The 23,569-nt window shown below is 41.0% G+C and carries 17 protein-coding genes; 12 read left to right on the plus strand and 5 right to left on the minus strand.

Annotation, left to right across the window (positions count from 1 at the left end; translation table 11 throughout):
- Positions 1–567: 567 nt before the first annotated feature.
- From NWP21_RS08550 to NWP21_RS08590, 9 genes are all read left to right on the plus strand, one after another.
- Positions 568–1,857 carry a bifunctional oligoribonuclease/PAP phosphatase NrnA gene (locus tag NWP21_RS08550; RefSeq protein WP_280792359.1) on the plus strand — a complete coding sequence of 430 codons (1,290 nt, stop codon included), beginning with the start codon at positions 568–570 and terminating at the stop codon, positions 1,855–1,857.
- Between the two features lie 153 nt (positions 1,858–2,010).
- Positions 2,011–2,505, plus strand: a complete 495-nt coding sequence (sixA, locus tag NWP21_RS08555; RefSeq protein WP_280792360.1) for a phosphohistidine phosphatase SixA — start codon at positions 2,011–2,013, stop codon at positions 2,503–2,505.
- 112 nt (positions 2,506–2,617) lie between these two features.
- A complete protein-coding gene (locus NWP21_RS08560; protein ID WP_280792361.1) occupies positions 2,618–3,754 on the plus strand; it encodes a citrate synthase in 1,137 nt (378 codons plus the stop codon).
- 579 nt (positions 3,755–4,333) lie between these two features.
- The gene (gene nuoH, locus NWP21_RS08565) at positions 4,334–5,452 is read left to right on the plus strand and encodes an NADH-quinone oxidoreductase subunit NuoH (protein WP_271732403.1); all 1,119 of its coding nucleotides are present in this window, start codon (positions 4,334–4,336) and stop codon (positions 5,450–5,452) included.
- An 82-nt stretch (positions 5,453–5,534) separates the two neighbouring features.
- Positions 5,535–6,092 carry an NAD(P)H-quinone oxidoreductase subunit I gene (gene ndhI / locus NWP21_RS08570; protein ID WP_280792362.1) on the plus strand — a complete coding sequence of 186 codons (558 nt, stop codon included), beginning with the start codon at positions 5,535–5,537 and terminating at the stop codon, positions 6,090–6,092.
- Positions 6,093–6,283: 191 nt separating this feature from the next.
- Positions 6,284–6,898, plus strand: coding sequence for an NADH-quinone oxidoreductase subunit J (locus NWP21_RS08575; protein ID WP_271732401.1), 615 nt, complete (start codon positions 6,284–6,286; stop codon positions 6,896–6,898).
- Positions 6,899–6,979: 81 nt separating this feature from the next.
- Positions 6,980–7,285, plus strand: a complete 306-nt coding sequence (nuoK, locus tag NWP21_RS08580; RefSeq protein WP_006199065.1) for an NADH-quinone oxidoreductase subunit NuoK — start codon at positions 6,980–6,982, stop codon at positions 7,283–7,285.
- 6 nt (positions 7,286–7,291) lie between these two features.
- The gene (locus tag NWP21_RS08585; RefSeq protein ID WP_280792363.1) at positions 7,292–8,212 is read left to right on the plus strand and encodes an NAD(+) kinase; all 921 of its coding nucleotides are present in this window, start codon (positions 7,292–7,294) and stop codon (positions 8,210–8,212) included.
- A gap of 139 nt (positions 8,213–8,351) precedes the next feature.
- Positions 8,352–9,968, plus strand: coding sequence for a glycosyltransferase family 39 protein (locus tag NWP21_RS08590; protein ID WP_280792364.1), 1,617 nt, complete (start codon positions 8,352–8,354; stop codon positions 9,966–9,968).
- 22 nt (positions 9,969–9,990) lie between these two features.
- Here NWP21_RS08590 and NWP21_RS08595 read toward each other — a convergent pair whose 3' ends face one another.
- On the minus strand, positions 9,991–13,152 hold the full coding sequence (locus NWP21_RS08595) for an Hsp70 family protein (protein ID WP_280792365.1): 3,162 nt from the start codon (positions 13,150–13,152) through the stop codon (positions 9,991–9,993).
- 30 nt (positions 13,153–13,182) lie between these two features.
- Positions 13,183–14,400 carry a nucleotide exchange factor GrpE gene (grpE, locus tag NWP21_RS08600; RefSeq protein ID WP_280792366.1) on the minus strand — a complete coding sequence of 406 codons (1,218 nt, stop codon included), beginning with the start codon at positions 14,398–14,400 and terminating at the stop codon, positions 13,183–13,185.
- Between the two features lie 316 nt (positions 14,401–14,716).
- Between grpE and treS the strand changes: the two genes are divergently transcribed.
- Positions 14,717–18,118, plus strand: coding sequence for a maltose alpha-D-glucosyltransferase (gene treS, locus NWP21_RS08605; protein ID WP_280792367.1), 3,402 nt, complete (start codon positions 14,717–14,719; stop codon positions 18,116–18,118).
- A gap of 21 nt (positions 18,119–18,139) precedes the next feature.
- Here treS and NWP21_RS08610 read toward each other — a convergent pair whose 3' ends face one another.
- On the minus strand, positions 18,140–18,988 hold the full coding sequence (locus NWP21_RS08610) for an alpha/beta hydrolase (protein ID WP_280792368.1): 849 nt from the start codon (positions 18,986–18,988) through the stop codon (positions 18,140–18,142).
- Positions 18,989–19,467: 479 nt separating this feature from the next.
- On the opposite strand from NWP21_RS08610, the gene NWP21_RS08615 reads away from it, so the two are divergent.
- Together NWP21_RS08615 and NWP21_RS08620 are read left to right on the plus strand one after the other, a co-directional pair.
- Positions 19,468–19,992: a DUF192 domain-containing protein gene (locus NWP21_RS08615; RefSeq protein WP_280792369.1), complete on the plus strand. Its 525-nt coding sequence runs from the start codon at positions 19,468–19,470 to the stop codon at positions 19,990–19,992.
- Between the two features lie 448 nt (positions 19,993–20,440).
- Entirely contained in the window at positions 20,441–20,668 is a 228-nt protein-coding gene (locus NWP21_RS08620; RefSeq protein WP_200987871.1) for a DUF2949 domain-containing protein, read from the plus strand.
- A gap of 386 nt (positions 20,669–21,054) precedes the next feature.
- On the opposite strand, the gene NWP21_RS08625 is transcribed toward NWP21_RS08620, so the two are convergent.
- Together NWP21_RS08625 and trpC are read right to left on the minus strand one after the other, a co-directional pair.
- Entirely contained in the window at positions 21,055–22,203 is a 1,149-nt protein-coding gene (locus tag NWP21_RS08625; RefSeq protein WP_271732392.1) for an alanine--glyoxylate aminotransferase family protein, read from the minus strand.
- Positions 22,204–22,518: 315 nt separating this feature from the next.
- Positions 22,519–23,445 (minus strand): indole-3-glycerol phosphate synthase TrpC, encoded by a 927-nt coding sequence (gene trpC, locus NWP21_RS08630; RefSeq protein ID WP_271732391.1) that lies wholly within the window; start codon positions 23,443–23,445, stop codon positions 22,519–22,521.
- Positions 23,446–23,569: the final 124 nt, after the last annotated feature.

Here is a 23,569-nt window from a genome sequence, read left to right on the forward strand (position 1 = left end):
CGCTATCATTGCTTGGTTTTCGCGTTGGCAATAGTCTTAATTCAATACTTGATATCGTAGGATTATATATCAAGTGGGCGATTTTCTTAACTCACTTATGTCAATGCTTGTTAACATAAGTATAGTTTTGTCTATAAAATAGTCAGCTTAGGACTAGCTCTAAGGACGACAGATAAAGCAAGAATCCCCTTCACTTCACTGGGCGGAGTGTCTAATCAACTATTATATATTAGGGTGTCTATAGTACCTCAGAATATTGTAGAATAACTGAGTCAGGTGGAAATCTCGCCCGGCAGTATAAAAATATGCAAAATACTTATATTACTTGAAATCACATAAAAAGTTTAGTTGAAACTATTATTGAAAATTAGCAAAAATAACCAGGGGGAACTTGGGTGATTTTGGCAGATTATTGACTAATTTGATTCACAGAAAATACATCCAGATAAGTATGTCAACCAAGCTATATTTTTGCGAATATTAGAATGTGTCTCGAAATCAGTTGAGTGTTGAGTGTATTATTTCTTTACAAGTCAATGGAGGCTCGCACTTATCAAAATGTCCCCTATGCAATTAAATTCTGCCGCGCAGCAATCAGAAAGTTTTTTATTGACTACAGAACCTAGCCCAGAGGATGCTACTCATAGAGGTAAAGAACCATTTGAAGTTTCACACACCAAACCATCCTTGATATCATCCCATGAGGAAGGAAAACAAGATAGATATTTAGGTCAAAGGGGAAATTCCTCGGCTTTTCAGAAATCTGAAGAGTTGCAAAAGATCCTCTTTGCACACCGACATGAGCGTCATCTAGTAATTCTACAGGATTTCCCCGACCCTGATGCTCTCTCTTGTGCTTGGACTTACCAGTTAATTGTTCAGCAGTATGATATAAAATGTGAAATCATTTATGCTGGTACGCTGAGTCATCAAGAAAATATTGCCTTAGTTAAACTAACTGGATTACCCGCCCAAAGGTGGACATCACAAGTCCTCAAAAGCAAAGACTTGTCATCTTATCAGGGTTGTATTTTGATTGATAATCAGGGAACTACAAGTCAACTGATGACCGCCGTACAACAGGCGGAAATTCCCGTAATAGCAGTCATTGACCATCACACCTTACAGGCGGAACACAAGTCAGAGTTTGTTGATATTCGTCCTAATGTGCGAGCAACATCGACAATTTTTACTCAGTATCTGCAATCCGGTTTACTGTCTTTAGATAGCAGCATCAGCCAACACGTTAAATGTGCTACAGCATTGATGCATGGTTTACGGTCAGATACTAATCGGCTGATGCAAGCCCAAGAAGAAGATTTCATGGCAGCAGCATATCTGAGTCGGTTTTATGATGCTCAATTGCTGAATGCTATTTTACAGGCAAATCGTTCTAAGCGGGTAATGGATGTGATTGAGCGATCGCTGAAAAACCGCATTGTTCAGAATAACTTTTCCATTGCTGGGGTTGGTTATCTTCGCTACGAAGACCGGGATGCTATTCCCCAAGCAGCTGATTTTCTGGTGACTGAAGAAAACGTTCATACCGCAGTAGTTTACGGTATTGTTCACGACGAAAACGAGGTAGAAGTGGTTATTGGTTCGCTCAGAACTGCTAAACTCACCCTTGACCCTGATGAGTTTATCAAGGAAGCCTTTGGACAAGATAGCACAGGACGATTTTTTGGTGGCGGACGTACAGGAGCAGGCGGTTTTGAAATTCCCATGGGTTTTCTGTCTGGTAGTAACGAAAATTCCACCTATGCCAAAATGAAATGGGAAGTATATGATTCTCAAATCAAGCAAAAACTACTCAAGTTAGTTAATCCTCAAGACGACCCCATTAAATCAGTGTGAAATTAAAATTCATACACTACGTCTAAATAATATTTCTGAATAAAAACCTGGGAAAATATGGATTTGCTGCAACTGCTGTCAGTGGCAGGAGTAATGCCAAAGCCCTACGGATAGATTTATCCTGTGTATGCTGATAAGACTAGTTAAAATAACATGAAAATATACTTAATTCGTCATGGTATCGCTCAAGAAAAGCAACCCGACATTCAAGATGAAGAGCGAAGGCTGACTAAAGCAGGAAGACAAAAAACCGAGAAAGTAGCCCAAAGAATTAAACAGATGGGTTTGCAGTTTGACGTGATTCTCACCAGTCCCTTAGTAAGAGCGTACCAGACAGCAGAAATTCTCATAACCGCTGGACTAAGTACCCAACTAGAGGAATCTATTTATGTTGCCCCTAATGGTAATATGGAAGGCTGGCTAAATGAGTGGTTAGAACCAAAAAATTATGCCCAAAATAGCCAAATTGCCTTAGTAGGCCATGAGCCTTGTTTAAGCAATTGGGCAGAAATTATGCTTTGGGGGGAAGTCAAACACAGTTTAGTCTTGAAAAAAGCAGGTATGATCGGGATAAAGCTACCAGAAATAGGTTCACCTGTGGGTCGTAGTCAAATGTTTTGGCTAGCATCGCCCAAGTACCTGCTGTAACAGCCTTTCAACCTTTTTACCCAAAATGTTGTGACATTGACTGCTGTTATGGTGAAAATAATTTCTGGTAAGTTGGCTTGATCAGATATTTCAAAAAGCAAATGGTGTTGCCATGATGGTGTGCGAATACAAGCCTGGTTTAGAAGGCATTCCGGCTGCCCAATCAAGTATCAGTCATGTTGATGGGCAAAAGGGAATTCTAGAATATCGTGGCATCCGAATCGAGGAACTGGCAGAAAAAAGTTCATTTCTAGAAACTGCTTATCTTTTGATTTGGGGTCAACTACCAAGTAAAGACGAATTGAAGACGTTTGAGGATGATATTCGCTCCCACAGGCGGATCAAGTACCGCATTCGTGACATGATGAAATGCTTTCCCGAAAGCGGTCACCCCATGGATGCTCTCCAAGCCTCAGCAGCGGCTCTAGGCTTGTTTTATTCACGTCGGGATTTACATAATCCCGTCTATATTCGGGATTCTGTGGTGCGTTTGTTAGCAACCATTCCCACAATGGTAGCGGCATTTGGGTTGATGCGAAAAGGCAATGACCCTGTAAAACCTCGCGATGACTTAGACTACGCTGCCAACTTTCTCTACATGCTCAATGAGAAAGAACCGGATCCTTTGGCGGCAAAAATTTTTGACATCTGCTTGATCCTGCATGTGGAGCATACAATGAATGCCTCTACCTTCAGTGCTAGGGTAACAGCTTCAACCCTAACTGACCCTTACGCCGTGGTGGCTAGTGCTGTAGGAACCCTAGGCGGTCCGCTACACGGTGGAGCTAATGAAGAAGTGATTCAGATGTTGGAAGAGATTGGTACGGTAGAAAATGTGCGTCCCTATGTAGATGACCTGCTGCAACGTAAAGCCAAGATTATGGGCTTTGGGCATCGTGTCTATAAAGTCAAAGATCCACGAGCTACAGTCCTACAAAACCTGGCAGAGCAGTTGTTTGCTAAGTTTGGGCATGATAAGTACTATGACATTGCCCAAGAAATGGAGCAGGTAGTAGCGGAAAAACTCGGGGGTAAAGGAGTGTATCCTAATGTTGACTTTTATTCTGGTTTGGTGTACAGGAAAATGGGGATTCCCACAGACTTATTTACACCAATATTTGCGATCGCCCGCGTTGCAGGTTGGCTAGCGCACTGGAAAGAACAACTGGCAGAAAACCGGATATTCCGACCTAGCCAGATTTATAACGGTGAGCATGGGGTTAATTACATCCCCATAGAGCAACGTTAACGGGCGGTTTGATCGTTAGTCATACTAATGCCCCAATCAACTGGGTCACCGTTGAGATCAACTCAGCGGAGGTAATGTCTGAGCTTTACAAGGGCAGGGTAAAGGGATAAGGGAGGTGTAGAAACAGAATTGTTCATGCACTACCCCATCTCCCCAAAAGAAATCCCAATCCTGACCATAAGTAGAAGTTCTTGTATAGCTTCGAGGGCTGAAAACCATCCAACGATATACTAGGCATGGGAATTCATTCCCGCGACCTCATCAAAGCATAAAAGGGTCAACTACCTTACCTAAGCTATGGGGATGAGGCTTGGGATAGCTTCAACTAAGAGTTGACTAGCCCATAGCAGCCCAATAAAAGCCACACACTTGGTGGGCAAGTCTCCAACGGCGATGATCTGTGTAAGCCTTTTGTAGTGCGGGCATCTTGCCCGCCCCTGACCTTGGCAAAGCCCAGTGATGTTGAATGAAGTAGGTGTGTAATTAAGGATGATGGCTTGGGTGGCGTAGCCATAGTCCGAAATTTATACTTCATAACTTCACACTTCATACTGTAGTTGACTTAAAAGAGCACCAAAAATGAATTCAGGAATTGACCTCCAAGGGACGTTTATTAAATCCTTGATGGATTTAGGGATACCAGCAGGGACAGCCAAAGCCATTTGGATGCCCTTACCCATGATACTAATGCTCATTGGCGCAACAGTGGGCGTACTAGTCTGTGTTTGGCTAGAACGGAAAATTTCGGCATCAGTACAGCAGCGCATCGGTCCAGAATTTATTGGGCCTTTTGGCTTACTAGCGCCAGTAGCCGATGGTGTCAAGCTGGTATTTAAAGAAGATGTTGTGCCAGCCAAAGCTGACCCCTGGCTATTTACCATCGGCCCCATCCTAGTTGTCCTACCAGTATTTCTGTCCTACTTAATTGTCCCCTTTGGACAGAATATTGTGATTACCAATGTAGGCATGGGAATCTTCTTGTGGATTGCCTTTTCTAGCATTGCCCCCATTGGGTTATTAATGGCTGGTTACGCATCCAATAATAAGTATTCCTTACTCGGTGGTTTGCGGGCGGCCGCCCAATCTATTAGCTACGAAATTCCGCTATCCTTGAGCGTGCTAGCCGTAGTCATGATGTCTAACAGTCTTAGCACCATTGATATTGTTAATCAGCAATCTGGCTATGGTATTCTCGGCTGGAACATTTGGCGTCAACCCGTGGGGTTACTAATTTTTTGGATAGCAGCCCTGGCTGAATGCGAACGCTTACCCTTTGACCTACCAGAAGCAGAAGAAGAAATCGTAGCTGGTTATCAGACCGAATACTCTGGCATGAAATTCGCTCTGTTTTACCTTAGCTCCTATGTCAACCTAGTGCTTTCTGCTCTACTAGTGTCAGTTTTATACCTAGGTGGTTGGGACTTTCCCATTCCGGTGAGTGTGATAGCCAACTGGCTGGGAGTGAGTGAACTCAATCCAGTATTGCAGGTGGTCACTGCTTCTTTGGGTATCATCATGACCCTAATCAAAGCCTATCTGTTAGTCTTTATCGCCATCTTATTGCGTTGGACAGTACCGCGGGTGAGGATTGACCAATTGCTAGATTTAGGATGGAAGTTTTTGTTACCACTGGCTTTAGTTAATCTTCTAGTAACTGCAGCACTAAAACTTGCCTTTCCCTTTGCCTTTGGGGGATAAATTCAGGCTAATACGTTTTACCTAAAGATAAGGCCTAAAGCCTAAATCGGTGAATTGACTCATAGGGAGAAAAACACTAAAAATGCTAAAGTTCCTCAAACAAGTTGGTGATTACGCCAAAGAAGCAGTACAAGCTGGACGTTACATTGGTCAAGGTTTAGCTGTAACTTTCGACCATATGCAACGGCGACCAGTTACAGTACAGTACCCGTACGAGAAACTAATTCCTGGCGAACGATTTCGGGGACGGATTCACTTTGAGTTTGATAAATGTATCGCCTGCGAAGTCTGTGTGAGGGTTTGTCCCATCAACCTACCTGTAGTAGATTGGGAATTTGAGAAAGCCAACAAAAAGAAAAAGCTCAAACACTACAGCATTGACTTTGGAGTTTGTATCTTCTGTGGTAACTGTGTCGAATATTGCCCGACTAACTGTCTATCGATGACAGAAGAGTATGAGCTATCCACTTATGATCGCCATGAATTAAACTATGACAACGTAGCATTAGGTCGTCTGCCTTATAAAGTCACAAACGACCCAATGGTGACGCCACTGCGCGAACTGGCTTACTTACCCAATGGTGTCATGGAACCTCACGACCTACCTGCTGATGCTCCTCGTGCTGGTTCTGCTCGGTGAAAACCTGGTAGAGCAAACAGAAAAAACAAGTGGCTAGCGCTGCTGGGCGGAAGTCAAAAGTCAAATTCTAGTCTTTTGAACTGTCTGGAAAAATGTTTCTGTTTCCGCCGTGCCGTACTAGTGGGTAATCGCTATTACCGATTACCACTTACCAGTTACCATTTATTGGAAATCAAAAAGGACCGGAAAAAGTGAATTTAGCTGAAGGAGTACAGTTTGTTTCGTTAGGCATACTGGGTGTAATGATGATTGGAGCAGCCTTAGCTGTAGTGCTGTTCTCTAACGTTGTTTATTCTGCCTTTATGCTGGGGGGGGTGTTTATCAGCATGGCGGGGATGTACCTCTTGCTCAATGCTGACTTTGTAGCAGCAGCACAGGTACTGGTTTATGTTGGGGCGGTCAACGTGTTAATTTTGTTTGCCATTATGTTGGTGAACAAGCGCCAGGATTTTGCACCATTTCCCAGTGCTGGTCTGCGCAAAGTAGTAACAGCCATAGTCAGTTTAGGATTATTTGGTCTGTTGAGTGCAATGGTATTGGGGACTCACTGGGCATACTCAACACCTGCTCCTGTGGCTGCCGAAAGTTCTATAGTTGTGATTGGTGAGCATTTCTTTACTGACTTTCTACTACCTTTTGAACTAGCTTCAGTATTGTTGCTGATAGCTATGTTAGGAGCGATCATTTTGGCACGTCGCGAGTATTTGCCTGAAAAAACCACAGCTTCAGAGTTACCACAAACAATTTTGACTTTGCCAGAACGCCCCAGAGACCTGATATCAGCAGGTAGTGAAACAAAAGAGTAAAATCGGCGATATTATTCGCCGGTAAAGGCCAGATTTTTTATGGCTACGCTACGCAAGCTACGAGAATGGACAGTAAAATCGATGCAACTCCAATACTTTTTATTACTAGCAGCAGCTTTGTTCTGTATCGGCATTTACGGACTAATTACCAGTCGTAACGCGGTACGGGTGTTAATGTCGATTGAGTTACTGCTAAATGCTGTTAATCTCAATTTAATGGCATTTTCTAACTTTCTGGATTCAACTTTAATTAAAGGTCAGGTATTCACTGTATTTGTGATTACCGTGGCCGCTGCTGAAGCGGCGGTGGGTTTAGCCATTGTGCTGGCCATTTATCGCAATCGTGATACCGTTGATATGGAGCAGTTTAATCTCCTCAAGTGGTAATTTTGTGTGCAAATCAAGCAGGTAATCATTGCTTATAAAGCCCGAGATTCCCAGAGTCAACGCTGGGCAGAACTCTGTGCTCAACAACTGGAAAATCGCCATTGTCACGTGTTGATGGGGCCTAGTGGGCCCAAAGATAACCCTTACCCGGTATTTTTGGCTTCTGCAACTCAACCCATTGATTTGGCTTTAGTACTCGGCGGTGACGGCACTGTTTTAACTGGTGCTAGACATTTAGCCCCGGCCGGTATACCTATTTTGGGCGTTAATGTTGGTGGACATCTGGGCTTCTTAACTGAGTCCGTAGAAGAGTTTGAAGATACAGAGAAAGTTTGGGACAGACTGTTTGAGGATCGCTATGCTATCCAAAGGCGGATGATGTTACAAGCTGCAGTGTATGAGGGTCATCGCACGAATTTGGAACCAGTGACTGAACACTACCTCGCTTTAAACGAATTTTGTGTCAAACCTGCTTCCGCTGACCGCATGATTACCTCAATTCTGGAAATGGAAATTGATAGTGAGGTGGTAGACCAATATGTGGGAGATGGTTTGATTATTTCCACTCCCACAGGTTCTACCGGTTATACTGTTTCTGCTAATGGACCGATTATTCATGACGGTATGGAGGCTCTCACCATAACTCCCATCTGTCCTATGAGTCTTTCTAGCCGCCCCCTAGTTTTACCTCCTGGTTCGGTTGTTAGCATCTGGCCTTTGGGAGATTATGATTTGAGTACAAAACTGTGGATGGATGGGGTGTTATCTACCTCTATTTGGCCAGGACATCGGGTTGATGTGCGTATGGCAGATTGTCGGGCGAAGTTCATTATTTTGCGAGAGAACAATTCATACTATCAGACACTCCGAGAGAAGCTGCTTTGGGCGGGTACAAGGGTTCGCTACAGTAATAATCACCGCAATTGATTATTCAAGTGTCTACCGAGCGTTTTTGTTGCTAGTTATCTGTGAACACAACAATATGCCAGCCCCCGGGTATCTTCGGGGGTTTTTCAGTACTTGTGGCTGTGGGAAGATTTTAAACTACTTTATCGGAAACCTGCTTATGCGGAACCTGACTCTTGTTCCGAGTTGGTTGCGGTTTTTAATTATCTTTTTGTTGGCGATGGGTATATTATTCCGCTTTGTTAATATTCAAGGCAAAGTTTACTCCCATGATGAAATTTATACATCTTTGCGCATTTCTGGCTATACGGTAGCTGAAGTTAAGCAGCAATTATTTAACGGTGGTGTAATTACTAAGGCAAGTTTTGCTAGGTTCCAATTTCCTAATCTAGAAAAGGGCTTTAGTGACACAATTATGTCTCTGGTAAGAGAAGACCCGCAAGCTCCACCACTTTATTATTTAATTGCCAGATTATGGGTGCAAACCTTTGGTAATTCAGTCACTGTCATTAGAAGTTTATCTGCTTTGATCAGTTTGTTGGTCTTTCCGTCTATTTACTGGCTCTGCCGTGAATTATTTAATGTGCCATTGTCAGTACCTGGTTTAGCGATCGCTTTGATGGCAATTTCCCCTCTTCATGTGCTTTATGCTCAAGAAGCACAATCATATATTCTGTGGTTACTCACCATACTACTATGTAGTGCCTCACTATTGCGAGCTATGCGCCTGGAATCACAATCTCACCACGAATTAGTCAAAGTACAGCAAATGCCAGACCCTTTTGCTACCTGGGGTATTTATGTATTGAGCTTGGTAGTTACTCTTTATACAAGTTTGTGGAGTATTTTTTTAGCGTTTACCCAGGGAATTTATGTAATTACAATTAATAGATTTCAACTAACGGAAACAGTTAGGGCTTATTTACTAGCCTCATCTCTAGGTTTTTTAGCTTTTATGCCCTGGATGACGATTGTGGTAGCCAATTTATTTGAGTTTATTGTGTCAGCAGATGTCACGGAAAATGATAAATCTATGTTACATTGGCAGCCAATTTTATTTATACAGATAAGTCGAATCTTTTTCGATTTGAACATCGGCTTAGAAAACCCCATACAATATTTAATTTCTCTAATTTTTACATCTCTAGCAGGATATGCACTTTATTTTATATGTCGCACCACTAATTATAAGACTTGGTTGTTTATGGTGACATTAATTATAGTTCCCTTCATACCACTAATGCTGCCGAATTTATTTTATCAAGCACTAGTTTATACTTCTCTCATATATTTAATACCTGTATATTTATGTATTCAAGTTTCTGTTGCCTATATGTTAGCTACCCAAATATATAGTGGAATTTCATCGCGCCGGAGATTGTGGCAAGTAATTTTAGTATTAATAATTGTGTTGGGGATGGTTTCTTGTAGAGTTCGCTATGAAGGAGAAACTTGGTGGAATAAGGGAATTAGTTATGGTAATCCAGAAGTTGCTGAGATTCTCAATGAGGCGCAAAAACCACTTTTAATTAGTAATTCTCAGGGAATTAATTATGTAACTGTATTTTCCCTGAGCTATCTTGTTACTCCACAAGTAAGGTTTCAATTAATCAATGGTGAAGATATTCCTAATATTCCTGATGGTTTTAAGGATATTTTCTTACTCAATCCTTCAGATACCTGGCGTAGAGAAATAGAAACCAGATATAAATCTACCGCTAATGTGGTTTATCGCGATAATTATCACTTCCTGTGGAAGTTAACTCATCTCCGGTAACTATCTCAATTGAATTTAGACTTTAACCATTGACAATTTCTAAAAGCCAAGTTTTGATGTCTTTAATATCTTCAATAGTAGCAGTATCAAGATGAAAAGCCCTTTCTATTAGCTCTAACTTGCGGTCAAACTGTTGGGAGATACCCGGGAAATTAACCATTCTACCTTGACAAGGCAGATAAATGTTTGCCAGGGATAAAATGTCATTGACAATTCGTTCATGAAGTAGATTCCCTGTTATGTGCCAACCAATACATTGACCCAGACAACCTAAAGCATCTAAAGCAATTTGAGGCTCACTAATTTGATGTTTAAGTTGCTCTAAAACAAATAATGCTACTTTTTCCACATCATTGAGATTGGCTCGCCATTCCTGGGGTTGACCAGGGCTAATGATTCTGGCTAAAGCCCAGAAAGCTTTTTGGCGCACAGCTAAATGTTGATTGCCTTGGATAATCGAACGCAATCGCGTAATATTACGTACAGAAGGTTCAGCGCAAAAACCAAATGAGTTAAGTAAATTAACGGAACGTGCTAGGTGTGAGATGACTGTAAACTCTTGGTAAATTAACTCGCTAAAATCTGACCATAGCATTTTACCCGGAGCCAAGGAAATGGCTGTTTGTAATTCATGTATGTGGTTATATCTGGATAAACCAGCTTGAAATTGGCGTAAAATCCAGTTGTGATACCTCTGTTCTAGTTCTCTGACTTGGAAGTCAGAACTATCAACAGGTAAACTTTGCATAATATTAGACAAAGCCATTACGGCTACAATTTTTCTGCTTTGTTGTAAATCAGGTTTAACATTACTCTGTGTTTCCAACCACTGTAATAAACTGCGAATAATAGATAAACGATTTTTACCCTGACAAGTCTGATTTTCTAGATTTCGTCTTTGGGTTTGAACACTAGCATTTTGCCAATTTTGAGCCAGACTAAATGCGACCCTCCCCCAAGCCGAAAATTCTACCTCAATATCGGGATTAATTTCTTTACCTGGACGGGAACGGCTAATTTTAGGAATTAAATCTGTGGCTGTGTTATTAACTGTTTTTTGATTAACTGTTTTTTCAACATTGCTAATTGTCGGTATTTGGGGGGAAACTTCTAAGCGGAAACGAGTATCTGGGCGATCCCGATGTACCAGTGTCAGTAATAATCGCTCATCAAAGGTATATTCTACTTCCAGATTTAAATAATCTCCTGGTTGAATATCAGCAGCCCGAATTTCATCGGTATTAACACGGCGAGTCCGTTGTAAAGTAGTATTTTGATTAATTTGGGAACCCATACCCACCCAAGCTTTAAAACCAATCAAACCGTCGTCTTCAAATGCTGGTAAACGGAATCCCGCCAAGGTAGTGCGATAAGGATACTTTTGACCATGAGCAACTAACAACTCTAATTTTGATTCTTGAGTATTATAATCTGTCACTTCTAGCCAAATATTTGTGGGGTTAATTCCTTCTGATTTACCCACAGTACCTGCTGCATAAAGTGCAGCACCACGAGCCACCGCCAAGTCTGGATCTCCCTCTGATAGAATGAGGATTCCAGGTAAAAGCTGTTCTAAGCGTTCCCGAATTAAAGGGAAATATGTCATCCCCCCATTAAGCAGAATGCCATTAATTTTAGGTAATTCCCCCAACTTCTCTTTAGCTTTGAGGAGGACATCAAGAACAGGTACGATAAAAGTGTCACGACGGTCTACAAAGGGAGATTGATTAAAAGCGGTTTTTGGGTCTAACTTTTCTATTAGTTCCGGTTTAATATCTGGACACAGCAACTCTTTTAAAGCTTCTTGCATTTGCCGATATCCCAAACTGTAGAAAATCGGAAAACTAGAGCTAGAACTCACGTATTCAAACGGCATTCTAAACTCTTTCTTATCGAGGCTATCAGAATATCTACTGCCCCAAACTTGCTTAAATTGTTCAGCATAAATCCTGAGTTCATACCACAATTTTTTCTGCTCAGGTACAGATAACTTACCTATTTTACTATAGTTAGTAAACAAATAATCAACTATTTTTTCATCAACTTGATCGCCTCCCACTCTGGTACGGGAACCAATAGAAATATCCTCAATAAAAAACTGGGCTATATCCCTATTCCAGTATACTTTGTGCAATGAAGTATCTAAAGTTCCCCCTCCTAAATCATAGACAAGAATATTTAAAGGACGACTGGTATCTAAATCAGCGCAAATCTCTCCATTTCGGAGTCTATATAAGAAATCATATAAAGCAGCTTTTGGTTCTGGTAACAAAACAATGTTATTTTCTTCCCAACCTGCTAATTTAGCGGCTTTCCGGGTCGCTTCAATAGCATCAGGTTCATAGGACGCTGGGTGAGTGATGACTGCACCTCTCACATCTATTTGTTTTTGGGTTAATTGATGACGACAAAACTTTAAAACTTCTGCGGCGGCTTGTTCTGGTGTAACATTACCGATAGTAAGTTGATATTCAAAAGGTAACCCATCTTGAAGAGTACCAATATCATGTTTCCAAGCCAGAATAGTTTGATCTCTAAAAGCATAATATTGGCTGCGGACATGGTTACCTATTTTCGCAGTATCTAATTGAGAATACCTGACAGCAGAAGGAATTAATTCTGTATGTTGTACAGCTTCATGCTCATTTTTGACCGGAATACTAATGGCGTTAGCTTTCCATTCCTGCATTAATGTTTGACTAGCTCTTGCTATGACTGTGTTAGTAGTGCCTAAGTCGATACCTAAATATGTGGGGCGTAAAATGTTTTGGAGTAATTCAATATATGTGGCTGTTTCTCTAAGTTTATTTCCCAGTTGATTATTACCAATAGCTACTGTTTTAACTTGTTTACTGGTTAAATAAGAAAATAATTTGGCATAATCATTATCATTGCTAACAACGGCAATGATATTAATTTGCTCCTGGGAATTGTTAATCAACTCCTCGGATGTGCGGAAAATTAAATTATCAACTTCTTGGGGAACAGATGTCAATCCGGGTGTTAATTCAAAGCGATACCCTAAATTACGTAGCTGACTACCATAAGCAGAGAGGACTGCTGGAGTGTTGGAAAATGCACGACGTACTTTTATGGAACCATACTTGGTACAAATAGATTCAATTTCCCCAAGTTCAGGTTTAATGTTGTCTAGGTCTAATAAGATTGCAATATTTTCTGCCATGGTTTTTTATCCTGATTTTATAAAAATCTTTTAATTATTGGTCGAATTATCAGTTAATTCTTGTACTTTTGCGGGTGTAATTATGTTGTCGTTAACCTTCCATCCTTTCTGAATACACTGTACTTGTTTAATTTCTGTGTAATTTGTAAAAGGCGTTCCCCCTACATAAGCATATTTTGCTAAGTCAAGTTGAGATATTGTGAAACTATCTTTGAGGGACTTGGGGTAAGTTTCTATTCCTAGTTTTTGGAATATTGTCATTAAATTACGCAAGACAATAAATATGGACAGAGAATCATCAGAGGAAATTTGAGCTTCTCCACTTGCTTCAATTTGAGGTTGTATTAAACTGATAATTTTCTGTATTTGATCTAAAGCTGGTTGGAAACCATTTTGTAGTTCTTGAGCAATTTGGGTCACAATTTCTTGATGTCCTTGCTCACGCAGTTGCTCCAACTCTCGACTCAGTTCTAAGTTTTCAGCTTCTAAAATACTAATTTGAGTTGTTAATTCTCTTTCAATCTCTCCGAGACCTGAAAGAAGATTTTTAGCTGTTTCGTCTTTAATTGCAGTGCGCGTAACTTTAAAATGTTTCATCAAGGCCATGCCAAAATCCATGAGGATTTCATGAGAACCAGATGCAATTATGCCTTGAAAGACTTGAGAAGCTGCAAAGAATTTTTTAGCGTCTTCTGGAACATATGCTTCTATTTGAGACATAACTAAATAGGTTTTAGAACGGTGTTTTTGAAAGTAATTTATGGCATCACATAGCTGGCTAATTCTGCCAATATCTTTATTATCTGTGTGTATAAATCCATATTCTGCGTTATTAATCAAACCTTGGATAGCTGCTTGAGATTCTTGATAAACTTCCTGTGGTGTCAGTTTTCTACGGTTAGATAGATAATAGTAAAAGTCATCAATCAGCTTGGTGGAAGATGGAGGAATTCTATGGAGTATTTGTCTCCAAGATTCTTGATGATGTTCATTGAAGGTTTTAATGGCGGTTTGCAATATATTTCCACGTTTTTTCTCCTCCTCTGTACTGGGTGGAATGTATTTACTGTAGAAATCTTCCACAAATAATAAAAATTGTCCCCAAGGATTTTTTTGGAGAATTTCCAGATCAAATTTATCTTTTAAGGATGATTTAGTGTTTTGAGACTTTTTAGGTTGTTGAGGTAATGGACGAACAAAAGTAGAATTTTTCTGTTTGGGTTTTGGTTTGTGAGTGTTGTAGTCCATGGGTTCGACTAATTATGTAGTAAGCAGTAATGATGCATCAGAATGTAGAAGCATATACTTAACAATAAAAAAATATGCACTGTCATCTATCTAAAGATAGATATTGAAAGACTCTTGATTAACAACTCAGTGATTATATCACGTAGCTGGAATAGTCCTCTTCCAATCAAGAGCTTGTTAATGCTCTTACCTGTGTGAGATGGATAAAGTTATGATTTTAGGTATTTTGTGATAGGAGGGAAGAGGAAAAAGTGAGTTAAGAATTGTTTTATAAAAAAATAAATAAGAGTTTTATCACTAAAAGTTGATAGATAAAATGAGAAGAGCAGACTTAATCATCAAAGATGACCCCTTATGGTTTAAGAAAGCGATTATTTACGAAGTACCTATTCGTGCATTTGCTGATAGTAATGGTGATGGTATTGGCGACCTACAGGGACTAATAGAAAAACTAGATTACTTGCAAGATTTAGGGATTACGGCTATTTGGTTACTACCTTTTTTCCCATCACCACTGAAAGATGATGGTTATGATATTGCTGAGTATACCAGTATTAACCCCATCTATGGGACATTAGAAGACTTTAAAAACCTATTGAATGCTGCCCAAGAGCGGGGTATCCGGGTGATTATTGAGTTAATTATTAACCATACATCGGATCAACACCCTTGGTTCCAACGCGCACGCCGCGCCCCAAAAGGTAGTCTAGAAAGAGATTTTTATGTGTGGAGTGATACGGCAGAAAAATACCAAGAAGCGCGAATTATTTTCCAGGATTTTGAAACCTCGAATTGGGCTTGGGATCCGGTGGCTAAGGCTTATTATTGGCATCGTTTCTATTCCCATCAGCCGGATCTAAATTATGATCATCCCTTGGTAAGAGATGCGGTATTTGATGTTTTAGATTTTTGGTTAGAAATGGGCGTTGATGGATTACGTATGGATGCAGTACCTTATTTGTATGAAAGGGAAGGGACTAACTGCGAAAATCTCCCGGAAACTCATGCTTTCCTGAAAGAATTGCGATCGCACATTGACGCGAAACATCCTCACAAGATGCTACTAGCTGAGGCTAATCAATGGCCAGAGGATGCAGCTAAATATTATGGCGACGGGGATGAATGCCATATGAACTTTCATTTTCCCCTAATGCCACGCCTATTTATCGCCCTACAGATGGAAGACAATTTCCCCATTGTAGATATTCTCCAACAAACTCCACATATTCCTGACAATTGTCAGTGGGCGTTGTTTTTGCGTAATCACGACGAATTGACCTTAGAAATGGTCACAGATGAAGACCGAGACTTTATGTATCGGGTGTATGCTCAAGACCCGGTAATGAGATTAAATTTAGGTATCCGCCGCCGACTAGCACCTCTGTTAGGTAATGACCGCCGCCAAATTGAGTTACTCAATAGTTTGTTGTTATCCCTACCGGGAACACCCGTAATCTATTATGGTGATGAAATTGGCATGGGGGATAATGTTTACTTAGGCGATCGCAATGGTGTACGCACTCCTATGCAGTGGAGTTCTGACCGCAACGCCGGTTTTAGTCGGACTAATCCCCAGAGGTTGTACTTGCCGGTGATTATTGACTCAGAATACCACTATGAAGCGGTTAACGTCGAGGCACAGAGGGCTAACTTCAATTCTCTGTGGTATTGGATGAAACGCTTGATTGCTACTCGAAACCGTTTTCAGGCTTTAGGTAAAGGCAAATTTGAATTATTACACCCTAATAACCGCAAAGTTTTTGCTTTTAGCCGCACCTACGAAGAAGAACATATCCTCATAGTAGCAAATTTATCTCATTATGTCCAAACGGCAGAATTAGATTTATCAGATTTCACAGGACTAGTACCAGTGGAAATTTTTGGTTACACGGAGTTTCCCGCCATTGGAGAGTCGCCTTATTTTCTCAGTCTGAGTCCCCATGGATTTTACTGGTTTGTCCTCAAACGTAAGCCTAGTTTGACTCAACCCCCGAAACCCCAAGCCGAGTTACCTACCCTAGTTGTCAATGAACGGTGGCAAAATGTGATTTTACAACGGGAGTTAAAAGGGGTTTTAGAATCAACACTGCGGGATTACCTATATACCTGTAAATGGTTTGGTGGTAAAACCAGAACTTTGCAATCGGTGCAAATTGTAGAAACCATTGCCATACCCTACAATCAGCAGTTAGCCGAAATGGTTTGGTTACAGGTAGATTACATTGATAGACACCGGGAAACTTATCTATTATTTTTCGCCTATGCAGAGAGTGAGCAAGCAATGCAGCTATTGAGAGAAATCCCCCAAGCTGTAATTTCACGTCTGCAAGTGCAAAGGGAGAATACCCTGGTTAATACTTCAGAAGTAGGAATTTTGTTTGATGCGTTAGTAGATAAGAACTTTTTGAGTTCATTATTAGATGCTATTGGGGAGCAGCGTTTATATAGAGGGACAAAAGGAGAATTATTTGCCACGACCACTGATTTATTTTCACAGTTATACTCACAAAACGGTGACCATGAACCAAATGTTCTCAAGGAAGAAGAACAAACCAATACTTATATAGTTTATGGCTCGCGCCTATGTTTGAAACTCTTCCGGAAATTTGAGGAAGGTATGCACCCGGATTTAGAAATCCGGCGTTTTCTGGGGGAGAAAAAACGCTTACAACATTTTGTACCTGTAGCAGGGGCCTTAGAGTATGGTCGCCAATGGCTACGCCACGCAAGCTATCAGAGATTTGGGGATATTTCCAACCTACCGATGACCATAGGCATATTACAAGAGTTAATTCAAGATACTCGCAGCGGCTGGGATTACACCGTAGACAGCCTACGTCATTATTTTGATGTGGTGACTACAGAACAGGCGAGTATTACAGAAGTTCCCATACCATCAGGTTCTCTCTTAAATTTACAGAGAACTGATATTCCCGACCTGGCGACCAAAACCATTAATTCTTACCTTCCAAATGTAGAAATATTAGGTAAATCCACGGCTGAATTGCATATGACCTTAGCTAGAGATACAGATAATCCCGACTTTGCGCCAGAACCCTTTTCATCATTTTACCAACGTTCCATCTACCAAGATGCACGTAACCTCACAGGGCGAGTTTTCCGATTACTTAGGGAAAGGGCAAAAGATTTGCCATCTCATACCCAGGAATTGGCAACAGATGTACTTAATAACCAACAAGAGATTTTGGCACGTTTCCAGTTAGTTGTGAATCAAAAAATTATCGCCTTCCGGACTCGTTATCATGGGGACTATCATCTGGGGCAATTGCTTTACACTGGTAAGGACTTTATTATCACCCATTTTGAAGGTAAAGCAGCCCGCAGTTTGAGTGAACGCCGCCGCAAGCGATCGCCATTAAGAGATGTAGCCCGGATGCTGGTATCCTTCAATTATGCCGTGACTGAAGCTTTGCGCCGTGAAATAGAAACCGGTATGGTTCGCCCTGACAATCTGCCACTTATGAAACAATGGGCAAAATTTTGGTATACCTGGGTGAGTGCTACCTTCTGCAATTCTTATTTAGCAAATGCTCGGGAAAACAACTTTTTACCAAAAACCTCTGCAGAACTACAATTACTGCTATTTGCCTATCTATTAGAAAAAGCAATAGAGGAACTCCACCATGAACTCAACCATCGTCCAGATTACGTAGAAATTCCCCTACAACTGATTTTGCAACTAATATCAGAATCATGAACCTGCTTATCTGTGGTTAATTCATCTTGGCATTTTCACAACTTGGGGATGTGCTTCCAACCAAATATCAATATCACCTAATACCTGTTGGGGAACTTCCCAAGGAAATAAATGTGCTGTATTTGGGTAACAACGCCACTGGCTAATTTTCAAATGTTGTGCCGTTTCTAAACTAGACTCAGGGGTAATATGACAGTCTTGTTCCCCAGCCAGTACCAAACCAGGACAGTGAATTTTTTGTAAATCAGAGAGTCGATTGTAACCAGATTTCAGAGCAGTGTAGAGGGCGCGAGTTGCGAAAGAAGATGTTTGTAAATAGGACTGTACTGCTTCGGTGGCAATATAATTATAAGCTGTGGGGGTATGTTGTTGAATCAAATAGCGAAAAAGCGATCGCTTGGCAAAAGTATCTATATTCCATTGCCAACTTGGTTGAATATAGTTCAAAATTCCGGCAATGGCAGTATATAGATTATCCTGCCAAGTAATGGGGGGATGATTGCCACGGGGGCTGGCTGCGGTGGCCACCAAAATCATACCAGTAAAGCGTTGTGGTAGTCGCAATGCCATTTCCATTGCCAAAATTCCACCCAGTGACCATCCCAATATCAGACATTTTTCAATTTGAAAGCGGTCTAGAAGCGCCTCTAAGTCTGTCAAATGGTCTAACATCTCAAAATTGCCATTACAGCGACTTTTACCGTAGCCGCGTAAATCAGGGGCGAAAGTTTGGTAGCGTTTGGATAAATGATTGGTAAAAACAGAAAGATTACGACCAGATCCAGGGTGACCGTGTAAACACAGAATAGGGAAACCCTCACCTTGGATGTAGAGGTTCAGGTTTGCCGGTGTGGTGGAGATATAGGACATAATTTATTATTTTCCCCCTCAATAAATAAAATTCAATTGATTTACAGTCTATTGACGCTCTTGACTTGTGTGCCTTGCAATTACCCTTTGTCATGTTCCACAACCACCAGGTATGCCCCAGGATTGATTTGTACTTTGTTTATTTCTGCTACAAGTTTTTTTTCACCTGGGAGAGAATATTCTTATGTGCTATATTTTTCATACCTCTTTTAAAAAGTTCCTTCTAAACTCACAAGTTGGGAGCTACAATTCATATATTTAGCGCCAATTTCCCTAGGAATCACAATGATCATCATTTGATTTACTATGAGGTAAAAACACAAATCTGATGGTGTTGACCTTTTTCCCAGGCCAAAGCAGTATATGACTTGATCGGATGCTTTTTAAACTGGAAGTATTAATTTTATCTATCCTCACACCGTAGTTTTTAGCATAAGTGCTGTGCAATCGCAATTTAAATTACCAAATCAGAAAATATTATGATGCGTTGGCTAATTGTAGTCCCGATGCTCCTCAATGTTTTACTAATGGGCTGTTCTGTTGGAAATACAGCAAAATCTACCACATCCACAGCCAGTAGCCAAACAAAAGCTCCCAGTGGTCAAATGCTACCAATTTCAGCACAAGCAGTTCTGTCTAATGGTACTAGAGTCCAATTGGAAGTGGCACGGACACCGGAACAGCAGGCGAAGGGCTTAATGTATCGTCCACCTTTACCAGATGATCAGGGGATGTTATTTCAGTTCCCTTATGCACAACCTGTGAAATTTTGGATGAAAAATGTCCCTGTTCCTCTGGATATGGTGTTTTTGCAAAATGGGGTGGTGCGATATATTCAGGCTTCTGCGCCTCCGTGTCCTAGGGAACCTTGCCCTACTTATGGTCCTAATGTGCCCGTTGATATGGTCATTGAATTGCGATCTGGACGAGCTGCGGAATTAAATTTGCGGGATGGTGATGTGATCAAAATTGAGTTTTTCGATACGGGAAATCTGGGGAAATAAATTTCCCCCTGTCAGATGGGGCGAATCCTAAGTTAATATCTTTGTTTCCAAGATTTGCTAAGTATAGAATAGAACTTTATTATGGATACTATTTACCTTGTTTACATCATAGTGAAATTTGCAGTTTCAAGCTATAATCACATTTCTCTACTATGGATGCCAAAAATATTCCTTTTGGCGTAAGTGTAAATGGACTCTCATAAGAGAGTATTAGCTATGGAATATTTGTGACTAAATGTGTGATGAAATCAAACATAATAGTCAACAATATCAGTGGTGCTTTGAATTGGGAATCTTCGAGTTTAACCGGTGAAATCTTTCAGTTTGAAGAGTTTTAGCCAATTGTGTTGGAATTTCTGAGAACGTAGCGTGGCGTAAGTCATTCCGGTCATCACCAGTTACGAATGAAACATTAGCTGCAGGTTACTGAGAAATGGGACATGGTTATATGACAATAAATTCAACTAAAGGGGGTGAGTTACAAATGTCACCATCAACATATTCACGACTGATTCATTTTCTAGAGGAAGATTTGTCAATTTCCTCGGCTTCTCTTGCAGTCGCCCTGCGACATCGGGAACAAGATCCCGGTCCTTTACCAATGATTCTTTGGCAGTATGGATTAATTACGTTAGAACAGTTAGAACAAATTTATGATTGGCTGGAAACAGCATAAGAGCAGGAATTTGAGTTTTGCATTGTCTAAGTCTAAAATACAGGCTACCTCAACCTATGGCGTTTCTATGACATAAGTTGGATTGGCGAAGTTTTTGATTGCAATCATGGTTCTAATGTGTATAAGTATGCCTTTCATACCGGAGAATTGAGGATGTCGCGTGGATTCTGTGTTGTACCGAGTCCGATAGATAGGAGAATTGACTGTTACCATTTTTACTTATTTCCAGAAGGATGCAAAGAGCGAGTTGACTGTTTAACTCGCTCTTTATAATTTCAATGGGAGTAGAACCAAAATACTCATCATTGGTGTGGCTAACAGTTCTCCTTTCTCTTGGAGACGCTTCGCCAAGGGTTTACGTTCCCCAGATAGACTGGGGATGGAGACTAACTAAATACTTTAGCCGCTGCTGCTACACCAGCACCAGGGATAAAGTCTTCGTAGCCGAGTTCAGTAAGAGTCACTTCTAAGGCGGCTATACAGGTGAGAATATCGCGATCGCTGACAAAGCCCAAGTGACCAATGCGGAAAATTTTGTTTTTCAGATGGTCTTGTCCACCGGCCAAAGCAATATCAAAACGCTTCTTCATCAATGAGCGAATTTTATCAGCTTCAATACCCTGTGGGGCAACAGCGGTAATTGCTGGACTGGCATAATCATCTGCACCAAATAAAGGTAAATTCAAACCACGCACTGCGGCGCGGGTGGCATTTTTGAGTCTTTGGTGCCGAGTAAATATTGACTCCAAGCCTTCATCCTTCATCATTTGTAATGTGGTGTGTAAAGCCACAATCAAGTTCACCGGTGGAGTAAAGGGAGTGGTATTTTTGGCGGCAGATTTGCGATATTTACCTAAATCAAGATAATATTTCGGTAATTTTGCAGTTTTGTAAGCTTCCCAAGCCTTGGGGCTAACAGCAACAAATCCTAATCCTGGGGGAATCATATAACCTTTCTGGGAACCGGAAGCCACTACATCTAAACCCCAGGTATCTATGGGTAAATTGAATGCGCCCAAGCTAGTAACTGCATCCACGATAATTAAAGCTTCGCCATGTTCCTTTACTAGCCGGTTGATAGTTTCTAAGTCATTCAACACACCGGTTGAGGTTTCGCTGTGGGTAATAATGACGGCTTTAATTTCCTTGTTGGTATCCCCTTGCAGTTTTTCTGCAAACACTGATGTATCTAAAGGTTTCCCCCATTCGGTAGTAATAGCTTCAACATTCAAACCGTATGCTGCAGCGATTTCTACCCAGCGTTCTCCAAACTTCCCATTGGAACCGACCAAAACGCGATCGCCTGGAGACAGAAAATTAATGATTCCCGCTTCCACCGCACCCGTACCGCTAACATTGAGCATTAGTACATCATTTTGAGTTTGGTGTAACCATTTGAGGTTTTCTATCACCTCCGCCATGATGTTACTAAACTCATTGGTGCGGTGTCCAATTGGGTGCTTGGCTAATGCCAATAAAGCAGCTTCTGGTACTGGTGTGGGGCCAGGAATCATGAGCATTAGCTTATTGTCCATTTGTTCGTCCTAAAAAAGAATAAAAGTTCAAAACTTGGGGAGGATACTTAAATTTTTGGGGGGAATTTTAGGTTTTATCTGCATATACATAAACAATACTTGCCATAGTCTTCAAATCCACAGATTTAAAGATCATTAGAGCTAAAGAATGATGGTTTACTTGACTTTTGCAACAACCTATGTATATTAGTTAAAAATAATCTAAAATTCTTCTTTCAAGTTATAGCATTTTATCATCTGTTCAACTACGGATTTATCTGTGTACCCTACCCTAGGTTCTGCCTGCATGGACATAAATAAGCACCGAATCTCCCGCTACAGCGGTTGGCGGTGGTTAGCAAACAGTTTAGCGATCGCTAAACCAGGGTCGGGTTGTTTAACTAACGACTCTCCAATGAGTACGGCTGCTGCTCCTGCCTGGTGTACTATATGTAAATCTTCAGGAGTATGTAGCCCTGACTCGCTCACAACTAGGAGATTAAGTTCCTGTAATTGACTAACTCGTGCTGCCAATAATTGACAGGTAGTTTGAAGATCAACGGAAAAATCTTCTAAATTGCGATTATTGATCCCCACCAAAAACTCACAAGTTGAGCGGTCCGCTGTCCAACGTTTAGCTAAAGCTAACACGCGATCAAGTTCTGCCAAACTATGAACCTCAATCAAGGCTGTCATCTTCAATGCTTTAGCAATTTTCAGGAAGTATTGTAAATCTTGATCACTGAGAATAGCCGCAATTAGCAAAATTGCATCTGCACCCTGAATACGAGCCAGGTACATTTGGTAAGGATAGATAATAAAATCCTTACATAAAAGTGGTAATTTCACCCTAGCACGCACTTGGGCTAAATTCTCAAAACTGCCTTGAAAAAACTTCCTATCTGTCAAAACAGAAAGACAACTAGCTCCGGCTTGTTCATAGGCCGAAGCAATGGCTACCGGGTCAAAATCCGCTCGTAAGACACCCTTGCTAGGGGAAGCTTTCTTGACTTCAGCAATTAAAGCCGGCTTGGTGCTTCCTTGTCTTAAAGCGGCGATAAAATCACGGGTGGGTGGTGCCGAGAGTGCCTGCTTTTGCAATTCTGTTAAAGGTCGCCTTTCCCGCATTTGGTCAATTTCAACTTCCTTATGCCAGACAATTTCCTCCAAAATGTTGTTTGGTTCTATATCTGGCAAAGCAGACTGATAACGTAAAAAAGAGACATTAATGGTAGTGTTGGTAGAACGGCGACGAATTTGCATAATTTAAGTTTTGAGTTCTTCTTTGCTGAGTTTGACACTCCCGGCCCTCAAGAGACAATGACGGGCGGAAAATATTTCAGTGTTAACATGCACCCTTTAGCCACTGATGGCGTAGCGTAGCCAT

This window comes from Anabaenopsis sp. FSS-46, assembly GCF_029891665.1.
In the GTDB taxonomy this organism is placed as follows: domain Bacteria; phylum Cyanobacteriota; class Cyanobacteriia; order Cyanobacteriales; family Nostocaceae; genus Anabaenopsis; species Anabaenopsis arnoldii.